Source organism: Mycobacterium shottsii, assembly GCF_010728525.1.
Taxonomy (GTDB): Bacteria; Actinomycetota; Actinomycetes; order Mycobacteriales; family Mycobacteriaceae; genus Mycobacterium; species Mycobacterium marinum.
The window spans coordinates 2935742-2959461 of the sequence record NZ_AP022572.1; the positions used below are offsets into that span (position 1 = coordinate 2935742).

The 23720-nt window shown below is 64.9% G+C and carries 23 protein-coding genes; 17 read left to right on the forward strand and 6 right to left on the reverse strand.

The window, feature by feature from the left end:
* Positions 1 to 19: 19 nt before the first annotated feature.
* Entirely contained in the window at positions 20 to 487 is a 468-nt protein-coding gene (locus tag G6N41_RS13720; RefSeq protein WP_012393082.1) for a succinate dehydrogenase hydrophobic membrane anchor subunit, read from the reverse strand.
* On the reverse strand, positions 484 to 906 hold the full coding sequence (gene sdhC / locus G6N41_RS13725; RefSeq protein WP_117406558.1) for a succinate dehydrogenase, cytochrome b556 subunit: 423 nt from the start codon (positions 904 to 906) through the stop codon (positions 484 to 486). The genes G6N41_RS13720 and sdhC overlap by 4 nt, the downstream gene beginning before the upstream one ends.
* A 219-nt stretch (positions 907 to 1125) precedes the next feature.
* On the opposite strand from sdhC, the gene G6N41_RS13730 reads away from it, so the two are divergent.
* The 4 genes from G6N41_RS13730 (at position 1126) to G6N41_RS13745 (ending at position 4991) form a co-directional block, all read left to right on the forward strand.
* Entirely contained in the window at positions 1126 to 1524 is a 399-nt protein-coding gene (locus G6N41_RS13730) for a cytidine deaminase (protein WP_012393084.1), read from the forward strand.
* A complete protein-coding gene (locus G6N41_RS13735; protein WP_198967633.1) occupies positions 1521 to 2822 on the forward strand; it encodes a thymidine phosphorylase in 1302 nt (433 codons plus the stop codon). Before G6N41_RS13730 ends, G6N41_RS13735 begins: the two co-directional genes overlap by 4 nt.
* Complete coding sequence (locus tag G6N41_RS13740) at positions 2819 to 3907, forward strand: adenosine deaminase (RefSeq protein WP_198967634.1); 1089 nt, start codon at positions 2819 to 2821, stop codon at positions 3905 to 3907. Before G6N41_RS13735 ends, G6N41_RS13740 begins: the two co-directional genes overlap by 4 nt.
* Positions 3908 to 4019: 112 nt before the next feature.
* Positions 4020 to 4991 (forward strand): IS481 family transposase, encoded by a 972-nt coding sequence (locus tag G6N41_RS13745; RefSeq protein WP_198966221.1) that lies wholly within the window; start codon positions 4020 to 4022, stop codon positions 4989 to 4991.
* A gap of 24 nt (positions 4992 to 5015) precedes the next feature.
* Here the strand turns inward: G6N41_RS13745 and cmrA are convergent, their stop codons facing one another.
* Positions 5016 to 5822 carry a mycolate reductase gene (gene cmrA, locus G6N41_RS13750; protein WP_198967635.1) on the reverse strand — a complete coding sequence of 269 codons (807 nt, stop codon included), beginning with the start codon at positions 5820 to 5822 and terminating at the stop codon, positions 5016 to 5018.
* A gap of 95 nt (positions 5823 to 5917) precedes the next feature.
* On the opposite strand from cmrA, the gene G6N41_RS13755 reads away from it, so the two are divergent.
* Positions 5918 to 7246, forward strand: a complete 1329-nt coding sequence (locus G6N41_RS13755; RefSeq protein WP_198967636.1) for an MFS transporter — start codon at positions 5918 to 5920, stop codon at positions 7244 to 7246.
* Here the strand turns inward: G6N41_RS13755 and G6N41_RS13760 are convergent.
* Positions 7243 to 8034, reverse strand: coding sequence for an MmpS family transport accessory protein (locus G6N41_RS13760; protein ID WP_036456227.1), 792 nt, complete (start codon positions 8032 to 8034; stop codon positions 7243 to 7245). The two genes, G6N41_RS13755 and G6N41_RS13760, sit on opposite strands and share 4 nt — an antisense overlap.
* 230 nt (positions 8035 to 8264) lie before the next feature.
* Positions 8265 to 8900, reverse strand: coding sequence for an SACE_7040 family transcriptional regulator (locus G6N41_RS13765; protein ID WP_198967637.1), 636 nt, complete (start codon positions 8898 to 8900; stop codon positions 8265 to 8267).
* Between the two features lie 83 nt (positions 8901 to 8983).
* Between G6N41_RS13765 and G6N41_RS13770 the strand changes: the two genes are divergently transcribed.
* The 12 genes from G6N41_RS13770 (at position 8984) to mmaA2 (ending at position 23137) form a co-directional block, all read left to right on the forward strand.
* Complete coding sequence (locus G6N41_RS13770) at positions 8984 to 10648, forward strand: AMP-binding protein (protein ID WP_198967862.1); 1665 nt, start codon at positions 8984 to 8986, stop codon at positions 10646 to 10648.
* A 120-nt stretch (positions 10649 to 10768) separates the two neighbouring features.
* A complete protein-coding gene (locus tag G6N41_RS13775) occupies positions 10769 to 11515 on the forward strand; it encodes a CoA transferase subunit A (protein ID WP_198967638.1) in 747 nt (248 codons plus the stop codon).
* A 49-nt stretch (positions 11516 to 11564) separates the two neighbouring features.
* On the forward strand, positions 11565 to 12212 hold the full coding sequence (locus G6N41_RS13780; RefSeq protein ID WP_198967639.1) for a CoA transferase subunit B: 648 nt from the start codon (positions 11565 to 11567) through the stop codon (positions 12210 to 12212).
* On the forward strand, positions 12209 to 13789 hold the full coding sequence (locus G6N41_RS13785; protein ID WP_198967640.1) for a carboxyl transferase domain-containing protein: 1581 nt from the start codon (positions 12209 to 12211) through the stop codon (positions 13787 to 13789). Before G6N41_RS13780 ends, G6N41_RS13785 begins: the two co-directional genes overlap by 4 nt.
* Positions 13790 to 13792: 3 nt before the next feature.
* Entirely contained in the window at positions 13793 to 15802 is a 2010-nt protein-coding gene (locus G6N41_RS13790) for an acetyl/propionyl/methylcrotonyl-CoA carboxylase subunit alpha (protein ID WP_198967641.1), read from the forward strand.
* Between the two features lie 6 nt (positions 15803 to 15808).
* Positions 15809 to 16975: an acyl-CoA dehydrogenase family protein gene (locus G6N41_RS13795; RefSeq protein ID WP_198967642.1), complete on the forward strand. Its 1167-nt coding sequence runs from the start codon at positions 15809 to 15811 to the stop codon at positions 16973 to 16975.
* Complete coding sequence (locus tag G6N41_RS13800; protein ID WP_198967643.1) at positions 16972 to 17478, forward strand: MaoC family dehydratase; 507 nt, start codon at positions 16972 to 16974, stop codon at positions 17476 to 17478. Before G6N41_RS13795 ends, G6N41_RS13800 begins: the two co-directional genes overlap by 4 nt.
* The gene (locus G6N41_RS13805) at positions 17475 to 18296 is read left to right on the forward strand and encodes an HpcH/HpaI aldolase/citrate lyase family protein (RefSeq protein ID WP_198967644.1); all 822 of its coding nucleotides are present in this window, start codon (positions 17475 to 17477) and stop codon (positions 18294 to 18296) included. Before G6N41_RS13800 ends, G6N41_RS13805 begins: the two co-directional genes overlap by 4 nt.
* Positions 18297 to 18635: 339 nt before the next feature.
* Positions 18636 to 19727: a pyruvate dehydrogenase (acetyl-transferring) E1 component subunit alpha gene (gene pdhA / locus G6N41_RS13810; RefSeq protein WP_198967645.1), complete on the forward strand. Its 1092-nt coding sequence runs from the start codon at positions 18636 to 18638 to the stop codon at positions 19725 to 19727.
* Positions 19728 to 19737: 10 nt separating this feature from the next.
* Positions 19738 to 20784, forward strand: a complete 1047-nt coding sequence (gene bkdB, locus G6N41_RS13815; protein ID WP_198967646.1) for a 3-methyl-2-oxobutanoate dehydrogenase subunit beta — start codon at positions 19738 to 19740, stop codon at positions 20782 to 20784.
* Positions 20781 to 21950: a dihydrolipoamide acetyltransferase family protein gene (locus G6N41_RS13820; RefSeq protein WP_198967647.1), complete on the forward strand. Its 1170-nt coding sequence runs from the start codon at positions 20781 to 20783 to the stop codon at positions 21948 to 21950. Before bkdB ends, G6N41_RS13820 begins: the two co-directional genes overlap by 4 nt.
* 317 nt (positions 21951 to 22267) lie before the next feature.
* Complete coding sequence (mmaA2, locus tag G6N41_RS13825; RefSeq protein ID WP_198967648.1) at positions 22268 to 23137, forward strand: cyclopropane mycolic acid synthase MmaA2; 870 nt, start codon at positions 22268 to 22270, stop codon at positions 23135 to 23137.
* An 18-nt stretch (positions 23138 to 23155) separates the two neighbouring features.
* On the opposite strand, the gene G6N41_RS30040 is transcribed toward mmaA2, so the two are convergent.
* A complete protein-coding gene (locus G6N41_RS30040; protein ID WP_407663763.1) occupies positions 23156 to 23338 on the reverse strand; it encodes a hypothetical protein in 183 nt (60 codons plus the stop codon).
* Positions 23339 to 23720 lie beyond the last annotated feature (382 nt).

Here is a 23720-nt window from a genome sequence, read left to right on the forward strand (position 1 = left end):
TTCCGGACTTTCTGGACTTTCAGGAGATGTTCGCGTCGAACGTCAACAGCACGTAGCTGCCTAGGGCCAGCGTGAACACGATCGACACCACCAGCAGCGAATTCAGCCAGAATCGGGTGGAATCCTTGCGGCTGTAGTCGTCGATGATGACTCGTAGCCCGTTGCCGCCGTGCAACTGAGCCAGCCACAGCAGCAGCAGGTCCCAGGTCTGCCAGAACGGGGACGACCAGCGCTGCGCCACGTAGTTGAAGTCGATTCGGTAGACCCCGTTTTCCCACATCAGCCCGATGAACAAGTGCCCCAGCGCCAGGAACACCAGCACCACGCCGGAGAATCGCATGAACAGCCAGGCGTATTTCTCGAAGTTGGGCATGCCGGCGCGGCGGCGCGGCGAACGTGGATTGTCCAGGCTGGCGGGCCGGTCGTGGCTGCGCTGCAACACCGGAGCGTGCTCGCCCCGGCCGAGCTGGTGGTCTGGGGCGCTCATAGGAAGTGCTCCGCCATGTGAATGCCCAGCACCACCGCCGATGGCACCAGGATCAGCAGCCAGGCCACGCCGACGACCGCCAACATCAGCCGCTGATGGCGCGGCCCCTCTGACCAGAAGTCGATCAAGATGATCCGGATCCCGTTCAGTGCGTGGTAGGAGACCGCGACCACCAGCCCGAATTCCATCAGGCCGACGATCGGTGTCTTGTAAGTGTCGATTACCGAGTTGTAAGCCTGTGGGCTCACCCGCACCAGGGCGGTGTCCAGAACGTGGACAAACAAGAAAAAGAAAATGGCGGCGCCGGTGATGCGGTGCAGCACCCACGACCACATGGCGGGATCGCCCCGGTACAGGGTGCGTGGCGGTCGCCTTTTACGGGAAGATCCCGGCGCCTTTTTCGCGGCGGCCGGATCCACGCTTGTCGCCGTTGTGCTCACCTTTTGCTGACCCCTTCCAAGCCCTTCAAGCACCCCTAAAAGCCCCTCAAAACCACGGTCGAACAGCTCTTGTCGGGCAATCGAGCTTATCTTGACCGCGATGCGCGCGATACCGCACTCGGCGATCCAGATCATGTTTCGGCTATCGGGAGTTAGGGTGACTTACCTGAAACAGGCCATCGTCGAGCGGGGTTGGGAATGCCCGATATTGATTGGAAACAATTGCGCGACAAAGCAACCCAGGTTGCGGCCGGGGCTTATGCACCCTATTCGCGGTTCCCGGTCGGTGCCGCCGCGCTGGTCGACGACGGCAGGGTCGTTACCGGGTGCAATGTGGAAAATGTCTCATACGGGCTTGCCCTGTGCGCGGAATGCGGTGTGGTGTGCGCCCTGCATGCCACGGGTGGGGGTCGGCTGGTCGCGCTGGCGTGTGTCGACGGCCGCGGCGCACCGCTGATGCCGTGCGGCCGGTGTCGCCAGCTGTTGTTCGAGCACGGCGGCCCGGAGCTGCTCGTCGACCATCTCGCCGGGCCTCGCCGGCTCGGCGATCTGCTGCCCGAACCTTTCCACGCCGACCTTACCGGGGAACCAACTTGACCGACTTCGAGTTCGATGCACCGACGGTGATCCGCATCAAACGTGACGGCGGTCGGCTGTCCGATGCCGCTATCGACTGGGTGATCGACGCCTACACCGAGGGCCGGGTCGCGCCCGAACAGATGTCGGCGCTGCTGATGGCGATTGTCTTGCAGGGCATGGACCGAGGTGAGACCGCCCGGTGGACATCGGCGATGCTGGCGTCGGGCCCGCGGTTGGACTTCTCCCATCTGCGCGCGGGCGGTGCGCCGTTGGTGACCGTGGACAAGCACTCCACCGGCGGGGTGGGGGACAAGATCACGCTGCCGCTGGTGCCTGTCGTCGTCGCCTGTGGGGGCACTGTCCCGCAGGCGACGGGTCGTGGGCTTGGCCACACCGGCGGCACCCTGGACAAGCTGGAATCCATCAGTGGATTCACCGCGACGCTGTCCAACCAGCGCGTGCGTGAACAGCTTTGCGATGTCGGCGCCGCGATCTTCGCCGCTGGCGAGCTGGCGCCCGCCGATGCCAAGCTGTACGCGCTGCGCGACATCACCGGCACCGTGGAATCGCTGCCGTTGATTGCCAGCTCGATCATGAGCAAGAAGCTGGCCGAGGGGGCGGGCGCGCTGGTGCTGGACGTGAAGGTCGGCTCGGGAGCGTTTCTGAAATCCGAAACCCAATCACGTGAGTTGGCACACACCATGGTCGAGCTGGGCGCGGCACACGGCGTGCCCACCCGAGCGCTGCTGACCGACATGAACTGTCCGTTGGGCTCGACCGTCGGCAATGCGCTCGAGGTGGCCGAGGCGCTGGAGGTGCTCGACGGCGGTGGGCCGCCCGACGTGGTGGAACTGACGGTGCGGTTGGCAGCCGAGATGCTCGACCTGGTCGGGATCGATGGCCGCGACCCGGCCGAGACGCTGCGCGACGGCTCCGCGATGGACCGGTTTCGCCGGCTGATCGCGGCCCAGGGGGGAGAGTTGGCCAAACCGTTGCCGATTGGTGCGCATTCGGAAACCGTCCGGGCCGGCCGCGGCGGCACAATGGGCGACATCCATGCGATGGCGGTGGGGTTGGCGGCATGGCGGCTCGGCGCGGGCAGGTCCCGCCCCGGCGCACGGGTCCAGCACGGCGCTGGCATTCGGATCCATCGGCGACCGGGGGAGCCGGTGGCGGCCGGTGAGCCCTTGTTCACGCTCTATACCGACACCCCCGAGCGGTTCGGCGCCGCGGTAGCCGAGCTGGCCGCCGGCTTCAGCGTCGCTGACAGCGAGCCGGCCACTCGGCCTCTCATCATTGATCGGATCAGCCGATGACAGACATGCCGACGCTGGACGCAATCCGGCAGGCGCCCAAGGCCCTGCTGCATGACCACCTCGACGGCGGGTTACGTCCGGAAACCGTGCTCGACATAGCCGGCCAGGTCGGGTACGTCGGCTTGCCCTCCACCGATGCCGGGGAGCTGGCGAGTTGGTTTCGCACCCAGTCGCACAGCGGCTCGCTGGAGCGCTACCTGGAGCCGTTCTCGCACACCGTCGCGGTGATGCAGACGCCCGAAGCGCTGTATCGGGTCGCCTACGAGTGTGTGGAAGATCTGGCCGCCGACGCGGTGGTCTATGCCGAGATTCGTTTTGCGCCAGAACTACACATCAATCAGGGATTGACCTTCGACGAGATCGTCGACGCGGTGTTGGCGGGCTTTGCCGCCGGCGAACGGGCCTGCGCCGGTGCCGGGTGTCCCATCAAGGTGCGCCTGCTGGTCACCGCGATGCGACACGCGGCCATGTCGCGCGAGATTGCCGAGCTGGCGATCCGGTTCCGCGACAAAGGGGTAGTGGGCTTCGACATCGCCGGCGCGGAAGCCGGCTACCCGCCGTCGAGGCACTTGGACGCATTCGAGTACATGAGGGACAACAACGCGCGCTTCACGATTCATGCTGGTGAGGCGTTCGGTCTGCCGTCCATCCACGAGGCGATCGCGTTTTGCGGAGCGGACCGGTTGGGTCATGGGGTGCGGATCGTCGACGACATCGAGGTGGGTCCCGACGGCGATGTGAAGTTGGGCCGGCTGGCCGCAATCCTGCGGGACAAGCGGATTCCGTTGGAGCTGTGCCCCAGCTCCAACGTCCAGACCGGAGCGGTGGCCAGCATCGCCGAGCACCCCTTTGATCTGTTGGCTCGCAGCCGATTCCGGGTCACCGTCAACACCGATAACCGGTTGATGAGCGACACGTCGATGAGCCAGGAGATGTACCGCCTGGTGGAGACGTTCGGCTACGGGTGGAGCGATATCCAACGCTTCACGATCAATGCCATGAAGTCGGCGTTCATTGCTTTTGACGAGCGCCTGGAGATCATCGACGAGGTGATCAAGCCGCGGTTCGCGGTGCTGATCGGCTAGCCGCGCGGCTAGCTGTCGTGACCTGGGAGGTTGTTAACGGCGTGCCTGCTTGAAAGTGGGAGGACCTCCTGACGGAGTGGATGTGTCTGGCATTCACCCGTAGGAGGTCCTTGTGTCTCACGCTAACGCCCGTACCAATGTGTTCGCTCGTCAGTTGATCGTTGAGCGCGTCGCCGCCGGGTGGCCGGCCGCGCATGTGGCTGAGCAACTGGGGATTTCGCGGGCAACGGTGTACAAGTGGCTGCGCCGGTATGCCGAGGGCGGTGATGCCGCGCTGGCCGACCGCTCGTCGCGGCCGATCCGGATGCCCAACCGTACGAGCCATCGGGTCGAACAGAAGGTACTCGCCGCCCGCCAACGCCGTAAGCGCGGCGCTGTTGTGCTCGCCGCCGAACTCGAACTGAATCCCTCGACAGTCGGACGGATCCTGGCACGCCACCAGGTGCCACATCTGAGTGCAATCGACCCGATCACCGGCGAGGTGGTGCGCTCATCGCGGCGCAGCCCCAACCGCTACGAATACCCCACCCCGGGAGCCGGGGTTCATGTCGACGTCAAGAAGCTTGGCGCCATTCCCCCAGGCGGTGGATGGCGCCTGCACGGCCGCGACGCCGCAGTCTCAGTTGCCCACCGGCACAAGAAGACCAAGATCGGCTACGACTACGTGCACACCGCCATCGATGACTACACTCGGCTGGCCTACAGCGAAGTGCTCCCCGACGAGAAGGACCCGACGTGCGCTGGGTTTCTTCACCGGGCACTGGCCTGGTTCGCCGCCCACAGTGTGCGTGTGCGTCGGCTACTGACCGACAACGCGTTGGTCTACCGACACGGCACCGACTGGGGCTGGGTTTGTTCGGCCTGGCAGCTTAAACGCCGATTCAGTAAGCCCGGCTGTCCCTGGACCAACGGCAAAGCAGAACGTTTCAACCGGACCTTGATCAACGAATGGGCCTACGCCCGCCCCTGGACCAACAACACCCTACGTAGCCGCGGCCTTGACCAATTCCTTCGCCGCTACAACACTCGACGAGGCCACTCCGCCCTCGGCGGACGACCACCAATCAGCCGACTCGCTGTCTGACAACAACGTGTCAGGTCACAACACCTAGCCGTCCCCGAGCTTCTTGTAGAAGCCGCCCACGATGGGTGCCACGATGGCCCGGGGAGCGTACTGACTGGCCACCGACATGGCTTTCGAGGTCAGGCCGGGAACGACGCGCATCTTGTTGCGGGCCAAGGCGTCCATTGAAACCTGGGCGGTGTGTTCGGTGGAGATCCACAAGAAATCGGGTACCAGCCGTTCGACCAGCGAGGCTTCACTGGCGTCGGGCAGGTCGGTGCGTACCGGCCCCGGGGCCAGCAAGGTGACGTGCACTCCGGAGCCGCGCAGCTCACCGCGCAGCGATTCGCTGAAGGTGTTTGCGAAGGCTTTGGTGGCGGCATAGGTCGCGTTGTAGGGGATCGGCGAGTTGCCGGCCGCCGAACCGGAAATCAAGATCCCGCCGGCCCTGCGCTCGATCATGCCCGGCAGCACCGCCAAGGTGAGGTCGTGCACGGCGACGGCATTGAGCTGCACCTGCGCCTTTTCGCCCGCCGGGTCCAGCGATGCGACCGGACCGAACGTCGCGGTGCCGGCGTTGGCGCACAGGATCGAGATGGGTCGCGCGGCGAGTTCGTCGGTCAGCTTGGTGCGTTCCTGTGGGTCGGCGAGATCTGCCGGCCGGACTTCGACGGTGACGCGGTACTTGTCGGTCAGCCGGGCGGCGAGCTCGTTCAGCAGCGATTCGCGGCGCGCGGTGACGATCAGGTTGTGCCCCCGCGCGGCCAACTCAGTGGCCAGCGCTTCGCCGATGTTTTGCGAAGCTCCGGTAACAACGGCACGTGCGTCGGGACTGGGCGCAGGTATCGGCATGAGCCAATCGTAGACAGTGGCCTTTTCACAACGACCACAAGCGCAGCGGAGCCGACGCAGCAGGTCGCGGCCAATCGCGAGATAGAGTGCCGGGCATGACCAACCCGGCCACCGGAACGTTTGTGCGATCCCGGGTGGTGGCATGGGCGCTGTGGGACTGCGGGTCGACCGGTTTGAACGCGATCGTGACGACCTTTGTGTTTTCCGTCTACCTGACCAGCATGGTGGGAGAGGGGATGCCCGGAGGCAGTGACCCGGCCAGTTGGCTGGGTCGAGCCGCGGCCGCCGCTGCCCTGACCATCGCGTTGCTGGCTCCGCTGGTCGGCGTATGGGTGGAATCCCCGCACCGCCGCCGGGTGGCCCTGGGCGTACTGACCAGCGTCACGGTGGCGCTGACCTGCGCGATGTTTTTGATCCATGACAGTCCCGGATACCTGTGGGCCGGGTTGGCATTGCTGGCCGCGACCGCGGCATGCAGTGACCTGGCGAGCGTTCCGTACAACTCGATGCTGCGTCAGCTCTCCACGCCGACGACCGCCAGCCGGATCTCGGGTTTCGGCTGGGCATCGGGATACGTCGGCAGCGTTGTGTTGCTGATATTGATCTATCTGGGCTTCGTGGCGGGCAGCGGCGCCCACCGCGGCTTGCTGCAGTTGCCGGCGCATGACGGCTTCAACATCCGGGTCGCGATGCTGCTCGCGGCGGCTTGGTTAGCCGTGCTGGCCTCGCCGCTGTTGCTGGTAGCCGACCGACTCCCCGATGTCGGCACGGTGCCGCAGCCGGCGACGAGAATGCTCAGTGCCTACCGAAAGCTGTGGGCCGACATCAGTTCGGAATGGCGACGCGACCGCAATCTGGTCTACTTTCTGATCGCCAGCGCGATCTTCCGGGACGGCCTGGCGGCGATGTTCGCCTTCGGGGCGGTACTGGGCGTCAACGTCTACGGGCTGACTCAAGCCGATGTACTGCTGTTTGGTGTGGCCGCAAGCGTGGTGGCCGCGGTCGGGGCGGTGGTCGGTGGGTTTGTTGACCATCGGGTCGGATCCAAGCCGGTCATCGTCGCATCCCTGGCCTCGATCTTGATCAGTGCGATCGTTCTGATGGTGCTGTCGGGAGCGACGGCTTTTTGGGTGTGCGGGCTGCTGCTGTGTCTGTTCATCGGACCGTCGCAGTCGTCGGCGCGCGCTCTGTTGCTGCGCATGGCACCGCACGGCAAGGAGGGGGTGGCCTTCGGCTTGTACACGATGACAGGCCGCGCCGTGGCGTTCCTCGGGCCGTGGCTGTTTTCAATCTTTGTCGACATCTTCAGCGCGGTCCGAGCCGGACTGGGCGGCATCTGTCTGGTGCTGGCGGTGGGACTGGTGGGAATGCTGGTGGTGCGTGTTCCGCGGCACGGCGGTGTCGTCGTGACCGAGACGACCTAGCCCGAGGCGTCGCAGATGGTCAAGCCGACCCCGGTGCGCTGGCGGACCTGAACACCGCTCACCGTCACCGAGCAGGTCACGTTGTGGCCGATGTTGACGATGGTGACGCTCGCCGGATGGTTCGCCGACCGCGACAGGCTCACCTCTTTGCTCCAGGGCAGCGCGACATTGAATTCGGTCTGTATGACGTCCCCGGTGTCCATGTAGGTGACGCTGATCGCGCGGCCTTCGCCGGTGACGGTGTACACGACGGTCTGCATCGCACCGGCGGTAGGCGTCGTGGTCGGTGTCGCCGAACCGCTGGTCGTTGTGGGCGCCGGGCTGCTGCTGGGCGTGGGTGAGGTTCGCGTCGTGGGAGGCGCGATTGTCGAGCTTGGCCCAGCGATCGGTGGCAGCGGCTCGAGGGCGGTCTGGTTCTTGACTGAGATGTTCGCGATCACCAGCGCGATGACCAAACCGATCACCAGGACCACCGCCGCGCCGGCCGCGATCCACAGCCAGCGCGGTGTCTTCGGGCCTTCCGGCGGTGGCGGTCCGTCGCGCAGCACCTCGCCCGGCTGACCCGGGTTCTGTTGCCAATACTGTGGCGGCAATTGCTGAGTGGGGTTGGCCTCGTCGTAAGGACCCGGAGCCCACTGCGGAACGTGACCGCCGTATGTCGGCGCATAGGGCGCTTGGTCGGCGTAGGCCGGATCGGCGGGCGGCGTGTTTACCGGACCCTGCGGCCAGCCTGGCCCGGGCCCCGGTTGCGGGGGACCATACCGCAGGGGTCGACGCGGATCGTTCATCCCCACCTCATGGATTGAAGGGTACCCAAGATTTACGTGGCCGTGATGCCAGACCGGTTTTGTACCCGGTTGCCCCGGGCCGCCCCGCTCGCCATGTCCGCGAGCGAGCGCTGCGGCATTGCCTCCCTAGCTCACCACGACTCCGCCAAGAGCTTAGGTGCCGATGCCGAGCGCGCGCTCAGCGCGGCCCGTGATGTGAAGGCGATTGTGGCTGCGCGGCGCGGCCGGCGTTAGGCTCCCACGTCGACCGTTAGCGCGGCGACGGTCATCGCCCGCATCACGGCGCGGGAATGGGGTGCACACGCCGACTTGGTATCGGCTGACTTCATGCTGTGTGGCGTGGAATTGAGCAAGCCGAACGCGGCGTGCGCCATCAGCCGGGCGTCGGCTTCGGCCAGGCCGGGATCCAGTTGGCGCAGCACGCCCACCCAGATCTCCACGTACTGCCGCTGGGCTTTGCGCACCTGGCGTTCGGCCGCCGCGGGCAGGTGCCCGAGGTCGCGGTCCTGGATCCGGATGAGGTCCGGTTCGCCCAAGGCGAAGTCGAGATGGAAATCGATCAAACCGTCCAGAGCGGCGGCAGCGTCATTGCTGTTGGTGGTCAGCTGACGGGCACCGGCGAGCAGCCGGGAGCTGATTCCGACTAGCAACTCGACCAGTAGTGACTCTTTGTTGGGGAAGTGCCGGTAGATCGCAGGACCGCTGATACCGGCCGCGGCGCCGATGTCTTCGAGTCGTACGGCCAGAAAGCCGCGCTCGGCGAACAGTCGCTCGGCCGCCGATAACAGCTGCAAACGCCGATCGGACTTTTGCTGGCTGCGACGATTCGGGGTCGCGGTCTGCTCGTCCGGGGCGGACGCTGCCATGACGGCCTCCGTCCAACTCGTCCTGGACACTTCGGTTAATCGTCACTAACGTAACACGAGTTAGTCGATATTAACTCCGCGTGATGCAAATAGACGGAGGGGCCGTGGCAACCACCGCTGCCGCAGACCAAAATCAGCTCTCCTATGACCGTGGTCCCATCGTGCCCGCCCTACTCGAGATGACCATCGGCGCAAATCTCGCCGCTACCGCGTCCCAGTGTGAAAGCCGCGACGCCCTCGTCGATGTCCGTTCGGGCCGTCGGTGGAGCTACGCCCAGCTTCTAACCGACGTGCGCCAATTGGCGACGGGCTTGGTGAGGGCGGGGATCGGCCGTGGCGATCGGGTCGGGATCTGGGCGCCAAACCGCTGGGAGTGGGTGCTGGTCCAATACGCGACCGCGGAAATTGGAGCAATCCTGGTCACGATCAATCCTGCCTACCAGGCGCGCGAGTTGGAGTATGCATTGCGCCAATCCGGCGTCGCGATGGTGATCGCCGCTTCGGGTTTCAAGGGGTCGGACTACGCGGCGATCCTCGCGGAGGTAGCGCCGGGGTGTCCCGAACTGCACGATGTCGTGTTCTTAGACGGCGATGGCTGGGCGAAGCTGGCCGGATCCGGTGCCGATTTGGTTGCGCTGCAGGAGATTGCCACCACACTCAGCGCCGACGATCCCATCAACATCCAGTACACCTCTGGCACAACGGGCTTTCCCAAAGGTGTCACGCTGAGCCATCAAAATATCCTCAACAACGGCTATTTGGTGGGTGAACTGCTCGAATACACCGCCGAGGATCGCATCTGTATCCCGGTGCCGTTCTATCACTGCTTTGGCATGGTGATGGGCAATCTGGCGGCTACCAGCCACGGCGCCTGCATGGTGATTCCGGCACCTGGGTTCGACCCGGCTGCGACTTTGCGGGCCGTGCAGGCCGAACGGTGCACCAGCCTGTACGGCGTCCCGACGATGTTCATCGCCGAGCTCGGACTGGCGGACTTCGCGACTTATGACCTGAGCAGCCTGCGTACCGGCATCATGTCGGGCTCGACCTGCCCGGTCGAGGTGATGCGCAAAGTTATCGACCAGATGCACATGGCCGGGATCTCCATCTGTTACGGCATGACCGAGACATCGCCGGTGGCGACCCAGACTCGCAGCAACGATTCCCTTGAGCGACGCGTCGCGACGGTGGGGCGGGTGGGCCCGCACCTGGAGATCAAGGTGGTCGACCCGGCGACCGGTCGGATCGTGCCCCGCGGCACCGCCGGTGAGTTCTGTACTCGGGGCTACTCGGTGATGTCTGGGTACTGGAAGGCTCCGGAGCGGACCGCGGAGGTGATCGACCCCGAGGGCTGGATGCACACCGGCGATCTGGCGCTGATGGACGAATGCGGATACGTGCAGATCACGGGCCGGATCAAGGACATCGTGGTGCGAGGCGGGGAGAACATTTCGCCGCGTGAGATCGAGGAATTCCTCCACTCCCATCCCGATATCGTCGACGCCCACGTTGTCGGGGTGCCCGACGAGCGGATGGGCGAGGAGCTGATGGCGGTGGTCAAGCTGCGTGCCGGGGCGCCAGAGTTGACCACCGACCTGTTGCGCGAATACTGCGCCGGCCAAATCGCCAAATTCAAGATCCCGCGATATTTGCGGCTCGTCGACGAGTTCCCGATGACTGTGACCGGCAAGGTTCGCAAAGTTGAAATGCGCCAACAGGCGATCGAGTACCTCCGTGGGCAGCACTGAGCGTGCGGGTACGCGCTCTCTTTACGTGCTGGGCGGGGCAGTGGTATTGTCAAGCTTCGGTTAATCAAGATTAACTGAAAAAATCTCAGCCCGAGCCGATAGCGAGGAGACTCTGCGGCAATGGACAAGGTAGTGGCCACCGTCGCGGAGGCGGTGGCAGACATAACCGATGGGGCGTCGCTGGCGGTCGGGGGATTCGGCCTGTGCGGCATTCCGGAAGCGTTGATCGCGGCGCTGGTGGATAGTGGTGTCACTGACCTCGAGACGGTGTCGAACAATTGCGGTGTCGACGGCGTCGGGCTGGGCGTGTTATTGCAGCACAAGAGAATTCGCCGAACAGTTTCCTCCTATGTGGGGGAGAACAAGGAGTTCGCGCGTCAGTTCCTTTCCGGCGAACTCGAGGTGGAACTGAACCCGCAGGGCACGTTGGCGGAGCGGTTGCGCGCCGGTGGTATGGGCATCCCAGGTTTCTACACACCGGCCGGTGTTGGTACCCAAATAGCCGACGGCGGCCTGCCCTGGCGCTACGACGCCTCGGGCGCGGTCGCGGTGGTGTCTCCTCCCAAGGAGACTCGCGAATTCGATGGCGTTACTTACGTTCTCGAGCGCGGGATCCGCACCGATTTCGCGCTGGTTCATGCGTGGAAGGGGGACCGGCACGGCAATCTTCTGTATCGCTACTCTGCGGCGAACTTCAACCCCGAGTGCGCTCCGGCGGGCCGGATCACGATTGCTGAGGTCGAGCATCTTGTCGAGCCCGGCGAGATCGACCCGGCAACAGTCCACACCCCGGGCGTGTTCGTGCAGCGGGTGGTGCATGTGCCCAATCCCATCAAGCGGATCGAGAAAGAGACGGTGCGGCCGTGAACCCGCTGGCGACGATGCAGAGCGAAGCGATGAGGAGGAGCGGCGCCAGATGAGCTGGAGCAGAGACGGCATGGCCGCACGGGTGGCCACCGAATTCGAGGACGGGCAGTACATCAATCTCGGTATCGGAATGCCCACGCTAATCCCCAACCACATTCCCGAGGGCGTCACCGTTGTCCTGCACTCGGAGAACGGAATCCTGGGTGTCGGACCCTATCCCATTCGCGAGGAACTCGACGCCGATCTGATCAATGCGGGCAAAGAGACGGTGACCACGCTGCCCGGTGCGGCGTTCTTCGGCTCGTCCACCTCGTTCGGAATCATCCGGGGCGGCCACTTGGACGTCGCGGTGCTTGGGGCCATGCAGGTTTCGGTCAGTGGCGATCTGGCCAACTGGATGATCCCGGGCAAGATGGTCAAAGGAATGGGCGGCGCGATGGACTTGGTGCACGGCGCGCGCAAGGTGATCGTGATGATGGAGCACACCGCCAAGGACGGCAGCCCGAAGATCTTGGAGAGATGTACGTTGCCGCTGACCGGGGTGGGTTGCGTCAACCGGATCGTGACCGAACTCGCGGTCATCGACGTTTGCCACGACGGCCTGCACCTGATCGAGACCGCACCGGATGTCTCGGTGGAGGAAGTCGTCGCGAAAACCCAACCGCCCCTTGTGCTCGATGATCTGGTCGCCCGGTGACAACCATCGCCGCGCCATCATTTGCCGACGAGCATCGCCGGCTGGTCGCCGAATTGAACACCAAGCTTGCGGCTGCGGCCCTGGGGGGCAATGAACGTGCCCGCGAACGCCATTTCGGTCGCGGCAAGCTGTTGCCGCGCGAGCGGGTGTATCGCTTGCTGGACCCGGGCAGCCCTTTTCTGGAGTTGGCCGCGCTGGCGGCGAACGGCATGTACGGCGACGAATCTCCGGGCGCGGGGATCATTACCGGGATCGGCCGGGTCTCCGGGCGGGAGTGTGTCATCGTCGCCAACGACGCGACGGTCAAGGGCGGCACCTACTACCCGATGACGGTGAAAAAGCACCTGCGTGCTCAGGAAGTCGCACTGCAGAACCTGCTGCCGTGCATCTACCTGGTCGACTCCGGCGGGGCATTCCTGCCCCACCAGGATGAGGTTTTCCCGGACCGCGAACACTTCGGACGGATCTTCTACAACCAGGCGACCATGAGCGCCAAGGGGATTCCGCAAGTGGCCGCGGTACTTGGTTCGTGCACGGCCGGCGGCGCCTACGTGCCGGCGATGAGCGACGAAGCCGTCATTGTCCGCGAGCAGGGCACGATCTTTCTGGGCGGCCCACCTTTGGTCAAGGCGGCCACCGGCGAGATCGTCACGGCCGAGGAACTCGGCGGCGGCGACCTGCACTCGCGGGTATCCGGCGTCACCGATCATCTGGCCGACGATGACGAAGACGCGCTGCGGATCGTGCGTGCGATCGCGGCCACCTTCGGCCCACGGGAACCCGCGCAATGGGAGATCGGCCCATCCGTTGAACCCAAGCACGCTCAGACCGAGCTCTATGACGTCGTGCCCCCGGATCCGCGGGTGCCCTACGACGTGCACGACGTCATCGTGCGGCTGATCGACGGCGGCGAATTCAGCGAGTTCAAAGCCAATTACGGCAAGTCGCTGGTGACGGGGTTCGCGCGCATCCACGGACATCCGGTCGGCATCATTGCCAACAATGGCGTCCTGTTCGGCGAATCTGCGGTCAAGGGAGCGCACTTCATCGAGCTGTGCGACAAACGCAAGACCCCCCTGCTGTTCCTGCAGAATATCGCGGGCTTCATGGTCGGCCGCGACTATGAAGCGGGGGGCATCGCCAAACACGGCGCAAAGATGGTCACCGCCGTGGCCTGCGCCCGGCTGCCGAAGCTGACCGTGGTGATCGGCGGATCCCATGGGGCGGGTAACTATTCGATGTGTGGGCGGGCGTACTCGCCGCGCTTCATGTGGATGTGGCCGAACGCGCGGATTTCGGTGATGGGCGGCGAGCAGGCTGCCTCGGTGCTGGCCACCGTGCGTGGCGAGCAACTTTCCGCGTCCGGCAAGCCTTGGTCGTCCGACGAGGAAGAGCAGTTCAAGGCGCCCATCCGCGAGCAGTACGAGAACCAGGGCAATCCTTATTATTCGACCGCACGCCTATGGGATGACGGCATCATCGACCCGGCCGACACGAGAACCATTGTCGGACTTGCTCTGTCGGTTTGTGCTCACGCACCCCTGGAATCGGTCTCCTACGGCGTCTTCCGGATGTGACTCATGTTTGACACCGTCTTAGTGGCCAACCGCGGCGAGATCGCGGTGCGAGTGATCCGCACCCTGCGGCGGCTGGGGATCCGCTCGGTTGCCGTGTACAGCGACGCCGACGCCCGGGCCCGGCACGTGATCGAGGCCGACACCGCGGTGCGGCTGGGTCCCGCCGCGGCGCGGGAGAGTTACCTCGACATCGGCAAGGTGATCGATGCGGCGGTACGCACCGGGGCCCAGGCGATCCACCCGGGCTACGGGTTTCTGTCCGAGAACGCCGAATTCGCCGCGGCATGTGATCGCGCCGGGGTGGTCTTCCTGGGGCCACCCGCGGGCGCGATCGAGGTGATGGGCGACAAGATCGCCGCCAAGAACGCGGTCAGCGCCTTCGACGTTCCGGTGGTGCCGGGCATCGCGCGACCCGGACTGACCGACGATGACCTGATCGCCGCAGCCGACGAGGTCGGATACCCGGTGCTGGTCAAGCCCTCGGCCGGCGGCGGTGGCAAGGGCATGCGCATGGTGGAGGAGCCGGCGCGGCTGCGTGAGGCGCTGGTCAGCGCGCGGCGGGAAGCGGCATCCGCGTTCGGTGACGACACCCTGTTTCTGGAGCGGTTCGTGTTGCGTCCCAGGCACATCGAGGTGCAGGTGCTTGCCGACACGCACGGCAACGTGGTGCACCTCGGCGAGCGCGAGTGCAGCCTGCAACGGCGCCACCAGAAAGTCATCGAGGAGGCGCCGTCGCCACTGCTGGACGCCCCAACTCGGGCGCGGATCGGAGCCGCGGCGTGTAACACCGCCCGCAGCGTCGACTACGTCGGAGCCGGCACCGTGGAATTCATCGTGTCGGGAGATCGCCCGGATGAGTTCTTCTTCATGGAGATGAACACCCGACTGCAGGTGGAACATCCGGTCACCGAGGCGGTGACCAGGCTAGACCTGGTCGAGTGGCAGCTGCGGGTGGCCGCCGGTGAAAAGCTCGGGTTTGCCCAAGACGACATCGAGCTAAATGGGCACGCGATCGAGGCACGGGTGTACGCGGAGGACCCCGCACGGGGATTCCTGCCCACCGGTGGCCGGGTGCTGCAGGTGGCCGAACCGAGCGGCACAGGTATCCGGGTGGACTCGTCGCTGCTGGCCGACACCGTGGTGGGCAGCGACTACGACCCGATGCTCTCCAAGGTGATCGCGCACGGAGCCAACCGTGAGCAGGCGTTGGAGCGGCTCGACCGGGCGCTGGCCCACACCGCGATCCTGGGTGTGCAGAACAATGTTGAGTTCCTGCGTTTTCTGCTGGCTGACGAGCGCGTGCGGGCGGGAGACCTCGACACCGCGTTGCTGGACGAACGCCTGGCCGATTTCGTGCCGTTGGCGGCACCCGATGATGTGTTCGCCGCTGCCGGCCTGTATGTCCAACATGCGCTATCGCGCCGCGCCGCCGGCAGTCTCTGGGGCGCGCCCAGTGGGTGGCGTGTCGGTGGGGTAACGGCACCGGTGCGCACCGCGATGCAGACCCCGTTGCGGACCGAGACGGTATCGGTGTTCGGTCTGCCGGAGGGGGCCCAGGTCCAGGTCGGCGATGGCGAGATACTTTCAGCGAGTGTGCAGCTCGCGACCGGCGTGATGAGCGTGACGGTGGATGGCCTGCGTCGCGACTATCGATGGGCGGAGGCGGAGCGGCACCTGTGGATCGCCGACGATCGCGGGACCTGGCACATTCGCGAGGCCGAGGAGCACAAGATGCACCGTGCGGCGGGGGAGCGCCCGGCCGAAGTCGTCAGCCCGATGCCCGGCAATGTGATCGCGGTGCAGGCCGAGTCCGGCACCGCGGTGTCCGAGGGCGACGTGGTGGTGATCATCGAGGCGATGAAGATGGAACACCCACTGGTCGCGCCGATTTCAGGCCGAGTCGAGGTGCTTGTGGCCGTCGGCGATCAGGTCAAGGTCGAGCAGGTGTTGGCGCGGTTGATCCCCGACACCGAACAAGCCCACAGCAAGGATTCAGCCGAGAGCAAGGATTGAAAGATCATGACGACAGCGATCTCCGCAGGAACATTACCCAAGGAATATCAGGATCTGCGCGACACGGTGGCCGACTTCGCGCGGTCGGTGGTTGCGCCGGTATCGGCCAAACACGATGAGGAACATAGCTTTCCCTACGAAGTCGTGGCCAAGATGGGTGAGATGGGGTTGTTCGGCCTGCCGTTCCCCGAAGAATACGGGGGAATGGGCGGGGACTACTTCGCGCTAGCCCTGGCGCTCGAGGAGCTCGGCAAGGTTGACCAATCGGTGGCGATCACCCTGGAAGCGGGTGTGGGTCTGGGCGCCATCCCGATCTACCGATTCGGCAACGAGGAACAGAAGAGCAAGTGGTTGCCGGATCTGCTGGCCGGCCGTGCGCTGGCCGGTTTCGGGCTCACCGAGCCTGGCGCGGGCTCGGACGCCGGCAGCACCCGCACCACCGCACGCCTCGACGGCGGCGAATGGATCGTCAACGGCAGCAAGCAGTTCATCACCAACTCGGGCACCGAAATCACCTCATTGGTCACCATCACCGCCGTCACGGGGAACATCGCCGACGGCAAGAAGGAGATATCGACGATCATCGTGCCCAGCGGCACGCCGGGATTCATCGTGGAACCGGTCTACAACAAGGTCGGCTGGAACGCGTCGGACACCCACCCGCTGAGCTTCGATGACGCGCGCGTGCCGGAAGAGAATCTGCTCGGAATCCGCGGCAAGGGCTACGCGAATTTCCTATCCATCCTCGACGAGGGCCGAATCGCGATCGCTGCCTTGGCGACAGGTGTCGCTCAGGGCTGTGTCGACGAAAGCGTCAAGTATGCCAAGGAACGTCAGTCCTTCGGCCAGCCGATCGGTTCCTATCAGGCGATCAGCTTCAAGATCGCGCGCATGGAAGCTCGGGCGCACGTGGCCCGCACCGCGTACTACGAGGCTGCCGCAAAGATGTTGGCGGGCAAGCCCTTCAAGAAGGAGGCGGCGATCGCCAAGATGATCTCCTCGGAGGCGGCGATGGACAACGCCCGCGATGCGACGCAGGTCCACGGCGGCTACGGCTTCATGAACGAGTACCCGGTGGCCCGTCACTATCGCGACAGCAAGATCCTCGAGATTGGCGAGGGCACCACCGAGGTGCAGCTGATGCTCATCGCCCGTTCACTTGGCCTGTCGTGAGCGAGCAGGCGCTCGCCGGCAAGTCGGTTGTGCAGCGCGGCTTGTGGTTTGAAGAGTTCGAGATCGGTACGACATATCTGCACCGGCCCGGCCGTACGGTCACCGAGGCGGACAACGTCTTGTTCACCACGCTGACGATGAACACCCAGTCGCTGCATCTGGACGCGGCCTGGGCCGCCGAGCAGCCGGGTTTCCGGGGTGAGCGGCTGGTGAACTCGATGTTCACTCTGTCAACGCTGGTGGGGTTGTCGGTCGCCCAGCTGACGCTGGGCACCATTGTGGCCAATCTCGGCTTCTCCGAGGTGTCTTTCCCCAACCCGGTCTTTCACGGCGACACCCTGTACGCCGAGACGGTCTGCGCCGGCAAGCGTGAATCGAAAAGCCGGCCCGGAGAAGGCATCGTCACCCTCGAACACACTGGCCGCAACCAGCACGGCGATGTCGTCGCTCGCGCGGTGCTGACCACACTCGTGCAGAAACGGCCCAGTGAGGAGGCGAAATGACGCTGCGTGCCGCTGGTCCGGCTTGGTTGTTCTGCCCGGCAGACCGCCCGGAACGCTTCGCAAAGGCAGCGGCCGCCGCCGACGTGGTGATCCTCGATCTCGAGGACGGTGTGGCCGAAGCACAGAAGCCTGCCGCGCGCCAGGCGCTGCTGGACACCCCGCTGGATCCGGATCGAACCATCGTGCGCATCAACGCGGGCGACACCGATGAACAAGCCCACGATTTGGAAGCCTTGGCGGGTACCGCCTATACGACGGTGATGCTGCCCAAGGCGGAGTCGGCCGCACAGTTGGCGCTACTTGCACCTCGCGACGTCATTGCGCTGGTGGAGACCGCGCGCGGTGCGCTTTTCGCCGCGGAAATCGCCGCCGCCGACAACACCGTCGGCATGATGTGGGGCGCCGAGGATCTGATCGCAACCCTGGGTGGCAGCTCCAGCCGACGCGGCGATGGCTCCTACCGCGATGTGGCTCGCCACGTGCGCTCGACGACTCTGCTCGCGGCGTCAGCATTTGGTCGGCTGGCGCTGGACGCGGTGCATCTGGACATCGGCGATATCGACGGTCTGCAAGCCGAGGCGATCGATGCGGCAACGGTGGGTTTCGACGTGACGGTGTGCATCCACCCCAGCCAGGTCGAGGTGGTGCGCAAGGCGTATCGCCCCGACGAAGAGAAGCTGGCCTGGGCGCGGCGTGTGCTCGTCGCAGCACGCACCGAGCGGGGTGTGTTCGCGTTCGAAGGGCAGATGGTCGACTCCCCGGTGCTCAGGCACGCGGAAATGCTGCTGCGGCGGGCCGGGGAATCCGTCCCCGCGTGACGGTTGCTGATTTCACCCCAGTCGTGCTCGACGGTGCGGCGGTCCGCCCAGTGATACTCGGCGATCGCCGCTAGGGCGACACGGCTGCGCGATTTCGCAATCGCCGCGGCGTCTTCGTGTTTGAGGGCATAGTGGATGGCGCGTCGGTGTCGCGGCGAGCAGAGCCTATCGGGGCTCTGGCGATGTGCTCTGGGCTCGCGGCGGTTCCCGCTCGGGTTTTGCTGTGGGTGCCGCGCCGCTGGCGCTGGCGAAGGATGCAACGCCGTTGGTCGGTGTTCGGCGATCGGCAGGACAGCATCGTCTGACGGAGTGACCTTGGCTTCGAGCTGAGGAGGCGGCATGGCAGATCGACCTCGGATCCCGATGACTGTCGGCCTGGAGCCGGTTCAGCTGGTCAACGCCGATGGCGAGCCCACCGACGAACACCGCTACAGCCGCGATCTTCCCGAAGAGACGTTGTGCTGGCTCTACGAGATGATGGTGGTCACCCGGGAGCTCGACGCCGAGTTCATCAATCTGAAGCGGCAGGGGGAATTGGCGCTGTTTGCGTCCTGCCGCGGTCAAGAGGCCGCGCAGGTCGGCGCGACAGCGTGTCTGCGCAAGACGGACTGGTTGTTCCCGCAGTATCGTGAATTGGGCGCGTATCTGGTGCGCGGCATGCCGCCGGGGCACGTCGGAGCGGCGTGGCGCGTAACCTGGCATGGTGGGCTGGAGTTCACCAAGAAATGCTGTGCCCCGATCTCGGTTCCGATAGGTACCCAGGCCCTGCACGCCGTCGGCGCGGCAATGGCCGCACAGCGCTTGGGCGAGGACTCGGTGACGGTCGCGTTTTTGGGCGACGGCGCCACCAGTGAGGGAGACGTGCACGAGGCGCTGAATTTCGCGGCCGTGTTCGACGCCGGGTGCGTGTTCTACGTGCAGAACAACCAATGGGCGATCTCAGTTCCGGTGTCCAAGCAGACGGCCGCACCCTCGATTGCGCACAAGGCAATTGGATATGGGATGCCAGGCATTCGAGTGGACGGCAATGACGTGCTGGCCTGCTATGCCGTGATGGCCGAGGCCGCTGCCCGGGCCAGACGCGGCGACGGGCCAACCCTGATCGAGGCGGTGACCTACCGAGTCGGCGCTCACACGACGGCCGATGATCCGGGCCGATATCGAAGCCAGGAGGAGGTGGATCACTGGCTGGCGCTGGATCCGATCTCGCGTTACCGCTCTTACTTGCAGGCCCAGGGGCTGTGGTCGCAGCGTCTGGAAGAACGGGTTGCGGCACGGTCTGGTCGGCTGCGGGCGGAACTGCGTGAAGCGGTATTCGGCGAGCCCGACTTCGACGTCGACGACGTGTTCACCACCGTATTCGCCGAGATCACCCCCGGGCTGCAAACGCAACGCCAACAGCTGCGGGTCGAACTGGACCGGATCGACTGAGGAGCCGTTCATGACACAGATCGCTGATCCGCCAGCTCGTCCCGGCCCGGCTCCGGCGGCGCCGGTGGTGGGCACCATGCAGTCATTGACCATGGTGCAAGCGCTCAACCAGGCCTTGCATGACGCGATGGCGGCTGATGATCGCGTGCTGGTCTTCGGCGAGGATGTCGGGATTGCGGGCGGTGTGTTCCGGGTGACTGAGGGGTTGGCCGAAACCTTTGGTGAGCACAGATGCTTTGACACCCCGCTAGCCGAGTCGGCCTTGAGCGGCATCGCGGTGGGGCTGGCGCTGCGCGGCTTCGTGCCGGTGCCCGAGATCCAGTTTGACGGCTTTTCTTACCCGGCCTTCGATCAAGTGGTCAGTCACCTGGCCAAGTACCGGACCCGTACCCGCGGCGAGGTCAATATGGCGGTAACCGTTCGGATCCCGTCGTTCGGCGGCATCGGCGCCGCGGAACATCATTCGGACTCCACCGAGTCCTACTGGGCGCACACGGCGGGCTTGAAGGTGGTGGTTCCCTCAACCCCCGGCGATGCCTATTGGCTGTTGCGCCACGCCATCGCCTGCCCAGATCCCGTCATGTATCTGGAGCCCAAGCGCCGGTACCAGGTTCGCGGACCCGTCGACACCAACCGGCCGGAACCTGCGATCGGTCAGGCGGTGATTCGCCGGGCCGGGGCCGACGTGACCGTCATCACCTACGGAAACCTGATCTCGACCGCATTGCCGGCCGCTGAAGACGCTGCACACCAACAGGGTTGGAGTCTAGAAGTCATCGACCTCAGGTCGCTGATCCCCTTGGACTTCGAAACCATCGCCGCCTCGATCCGCCGGACCGGACGGTGTGTGGTGCTGCACGAGGGGCCGCGCAGCCTGGGCTATGGCGCCGGGCTGGCCGCCCGGATACAGGAGGAGTTGTTTTACGAACTGGAGGCTCCGGTATTGCGCGCCTGCGGATTTGACACTCCGTATCCGCCGGCACGATTGGAGCGGCTGTGGCTGCCCGGGCCCGACCGGCTGCTGGATTGTGTCGAACGGGTGCTGGGGCAGCCATGAGCACCGGCGACCGGCTGAAGTGCTTCCAGGTGCCCGACCTTGGTGAGGGCCTCGAGGAAGTCACCGTGACGAGTTGGGTGGTCGCGGTTGGTGATGATGTCGAGCTCAATCAGGTGTTGTGTTCGGTGGAGACCGCGAAGGCCGAAGTCGAGATCCCGAGCCCCTACGCCGGTCGCATCGTTGAACTCGGTGGCGCCGAAGGCGATGTCATCAAAGTGGCTGCAGCACTTGTGCGCATCGACACGGCACCGGAGTTGCCGGCCCCGACCAACGGTGAGATCGCGGTCCCGACGCTGGCGGGCTACGGCGCCGACGCGGCCATCGACACCAGCAGGCGCTCAGGCCGGCCGCGCGCGGCCCCGCCGGTGCGCAAGCTGGCCAAGGAACTCATGGTTGATCTCGCTTCGCTGCAGCGGGGTAGCACGGTGATCACCCGGGCCGACGTACTGGCCGCTGCCCAGGGCGCCGAAGCGTCAGCGCGGGTTCGGGAAGTCCGTGGTGTGCAGGCACACATGGCGGAGAAAATGAGCCTGTCCCACCAAGAAATTCCGGCTGCGAAAGCTGGCGTCGAGGTTGACTGCACCGAACTGCTCAGGCTCAGCGAACAGTTCCGGACGGCGGTGCCGCCGGCGACGCCGTTCGCGCTGGCGCTGCGAATGTTGGTTATCGCTCTGACGAACAACGAGATTCTCAACTTGACATGGGTCGATTCGCCCGGAGGGCCGCAGGTTCATCTGCACCCGGGAGTGCATTTGGGTTTCGGTGTAGCTACCGAGCGCGGACTGTTGGTGCCGGTGATCGCCGATGCTCATCGCATGACCACGCGTGAATTGGTTTGCCGCGCGGCAGAGCTGATCACCGGTGCGCGCGAAGGCACCCTTGCACCCGGGCAGCTACGCGGTTCGACGTTCACCGTGTCGAACTACGGGGCGCTGGGCGTCGATGACGGAGTGCCGGTGATCAACCATCCCGAAGCCGCCATCCTGGGGATGGGGTCAATCAAGCCGCGGCCGGTGGTCCGCGGTGACGAGGTTGTTGTGCGGCCGACGATGTCATTGACCTGCGTGTTCGACCACCGCGTCGCCGATGGCGCCCAAGTCGCCCGGTTCATCTGTGAATTGCGCGGTCTGATCGAGGCGCCGGAGACCGCGCTGTTGGACCTGTAGGGCCAGTCCACCCCGCGGCGGCCGGTGATTTTCTTCTCACTTCTGTCCTCTGGTGCCCTGTTGATCGCACTGGCGGCGGCCGGAGCCTAATACCGGCGCGAAACCGCACGCCAACATCGTTGCGACACCCGCCCAGCCCCATGGCCTGGGCTTTTGGCTTGCCGATTCACGAGCCCGTAACGTGGGTTCCTGACAAAGCCATGTAGTGGTATCGCGCCGTCGCGGATTGCTCGTGTCCAGCATGGCTTGAGAAGCGCATTGTCGCGCTTCGCATCAGCACACAATGGCAGTCTTCGGGCAGAAAGGGCTCCAGTTTCATGGCCAAACATCTAGCGCCGCGTTTCGATGACGTACAGGCGCATTACGACCTATCCGACGATTTCTTCCGGCTTTTTCTGGACCCCACCCAGACCTACAGCTGCGCCTACTTCGAGCGCGACGACATGACGCTGGAAGAGGCGCAGATCGCCAAGATCGACCTGGCGCTGGGCAAGCTGGGTTTGGAGCCCGGCATGACACTGCTGGACGTCGGCTGCGGCTGGGGCGCCACCATGCGCCGCGCGATCGAGAAATACGACGTCAACGTCGTCGGCCTGACCCTGTCCAAGAACCAGGCCGCCCACGTGCAGAAATCGTTCGACCAGCTGGACACCGCACGCACCCGGCGGGTGCTGCTGGAGGGCTGGGAGCAGTTCGATGAGCCCGTCGACCGCATCGTCTCGATCGGCGCGTTCGAACACTTCGGTCACGACCGCTACGACGACTTCTTTACCCTGGCCCACAACATCCTGCCCAGCGACGGGGTGATGCTGCTGCACACGATCACGGGGCTGACGATGTCGCAGATGGTCGAGAACGGTCTGCCACTCACCCTGTGGCTGGCGCGCTTCCTCAAGTTCATTCAAACCGAGATCTTCCCCGGCGGCCATCCGCCCACCATCGAGATGGTGGAGGAGCAGTCGGTCAAGCCCGGTTTCACCCTGACTCGGCGCCACCCGTTGCAGCTGCATTATGCGAAAACCCTGGACCTGTGGGCGCAGGCCTTGGAAGCCCGTAAGGACGAGGCCATCAAGATTCAGTCCGACGAGGTCTATGAGCGCTATATGAGGTACCTCACCGGCTGCTCCAAGCTGTTCCAGGAGGGTTACATCGACGTCAACCAGTTCACCTTGCAGAAAGCAAGGTGAACTGGCTGGTCGTCGTGATCAGTCTGCGGGCGGGGGAGCATCCGCGGGCGGGATAGCTCCGTCGCAGCCACCGGGTGGCGGCGGGCCGGGGAGTGGTTCGTCGCCGCCGACGCAGTCGTAGTAGAACTGCGGGCCGGTCATGTAGGTCTCCATCCACTGGTGCCAGAACGACCCGTCGGGGTATTTCTCGCCGTCGCACACGGCCAATTCGCCCCAACCCCATCGACCGCGCCAGGGCAGTAGCCCTTGGTCATGTCCGGCTGGTGTGGGTCGGGCGGACCGGCGGTGGCGACCGCGGTGGAAAACATGAACGCTGCGATACCACCCAATATCGCAGCGCCAAGGCGACTGAGCTTGAGCATCATTTTGACTCCATTGGAAATAGTTAATGAATACAGCCGATTGCAAGCAATGAACAGAACTTGCGGTGAACCTCGACCTGGGGGGCAGGCTTGGGAAGCCCAAATAGACCTCAAAAGGACTTCGAATGGACGAGGCAAGGCGATGCCATCCAGATTCAGTCCGATGGGGGCCAAGAGCGCTTTGTGAGGTGCCTCACCGGCTGCTCCAAGCCGTTTCGGGA

What these genes read in the sequence shown, in the direction of transcription:
- G6N41_RS13740 (WP_198967634.1), top strand. Translation starts at nt 2,819, where the DNA reads ATGACAGACATGCCGACGCTGGACGCAATCCGGCAGGCGCCCAAGGCC.
- G6N41_RS13755 (WP_198967636.1), top strand. Translation starts at nt 5,918, where the DNA reads ATGACCAACCCGGCCACCGGAACGTTTGTGCGATCCCGGGTGGTGGCA.
- G6N41_RS13790 (WP_198967641.1), top strand. Translation starts at nt 13,793, where the DNA reads ATGTTTGACACCGTCTTAGTGGCCAACCGCGGCGAGATCGCGGTGCGA.
- bkdB (WP_198967646.1), top strand. Translation starts at nt 19,738, where the DNA reads ATGACACAGATCGCTGATCCGCCAGCTCGTCCCGGCCCGGCTCCGGCG.
- cmrA (WP_198967635.1), bottom strand. Translation starts at nt 5,822, where the DNA reads ATGCCGATACCTGCGCCCAGTCCCGACGCACGTGCCGTTGTTACCGGA.
- G6N41_RS13760 (WP_036456227.1), bottom strand. Translation starts at nt 8,034, where the DNA reads ATGAACGATCCGCGTCGACCCCTGCGGTATGGTCCCCCGCAACCGGGG.
- G6N41_RS13820 (WP_198967647.1), top strand. Translation starts at nt 20,781, where the DNA reads ATGAGCACCGGCGACCGGCTGAAGTGCTTCCAGGTGCCCGACCTTGGT.
- G6N41_RS13795 (WP_198967642.1), top strand. Translation starts at nt 15,809, where the DNA reads ATGACGACAGCGATCTCCGCAGGAACATTACCCAAGGAATATCAGGAT.
- G6N41_RS13730 (WP_012393084.1), top strand. Translation starts at nt 1,126, where the DNA reads ATGCCCGATATTGATTGGAAACAATTGCGCGACAAAGCAACCCAGGTT.
- pdhA (WP_198967645.1), top strand. Translation starts at nt 18,636, where the DNA reads ATGGCAGATCGACCTCGGATCCCGATGACTGTCGGCCTGGAGCCGGTT.
- mmaA2 (WP_198967648.1), top strand. Translation starts at nt 22,268, where the DNA reads ATGGCCAAACATCTAGCGCCGCGTTTCGATGACGTACAGGCGCATTAC.
- G6N41_RS13720 (WP_012393082.1), bottom strand. Translation starts at nt 487, where the DNA reads ATGAGCGCCCCAGACCACCAGCTCGGCCGGGGCGAGCACGCTCCGGTG.
- G6N41_RS13805 (WP_198967644.1), top strand. Translation starts at nt 17,475, where the DNA reads ATGACGCTGCGTGCCGCTGGTCCGGCTTGGTTGTTCTGCCCGGCAGAC.
- G6N41_RS13780 (WP_198967639.1), top strand. Translation starts at nt 11,565, where the DNA reads ATGAGCTGGAGCAGAGACGGCATGGCCGCACGGGTGGCCACCGAATTC.
- G6N41_RS13775 (WP_198967638.1), top strand. Translation starts at nt 10,769, where the DNA reads ATGGACAAGGTAGTGGCCACCGTCGCGGAGGCGGTGGCAGACATAACC.
- G6N41_RS13770 (WP_198967862.1), top strand. Translation starts at nt 8,984, where the DNA reads ATGCAAATAGACGGAGGGGCCGTGGCAACCACCGCTGCCGCAGACCAA.
- G6N41_RS13765 (WP_198967637.1), bottom strand. Translation starts at nt 8,900, where the DNA reads ATGGCAGCGTCCGCCCCGGACGAGCAGACCGCGACCCCGAATCGTCGC.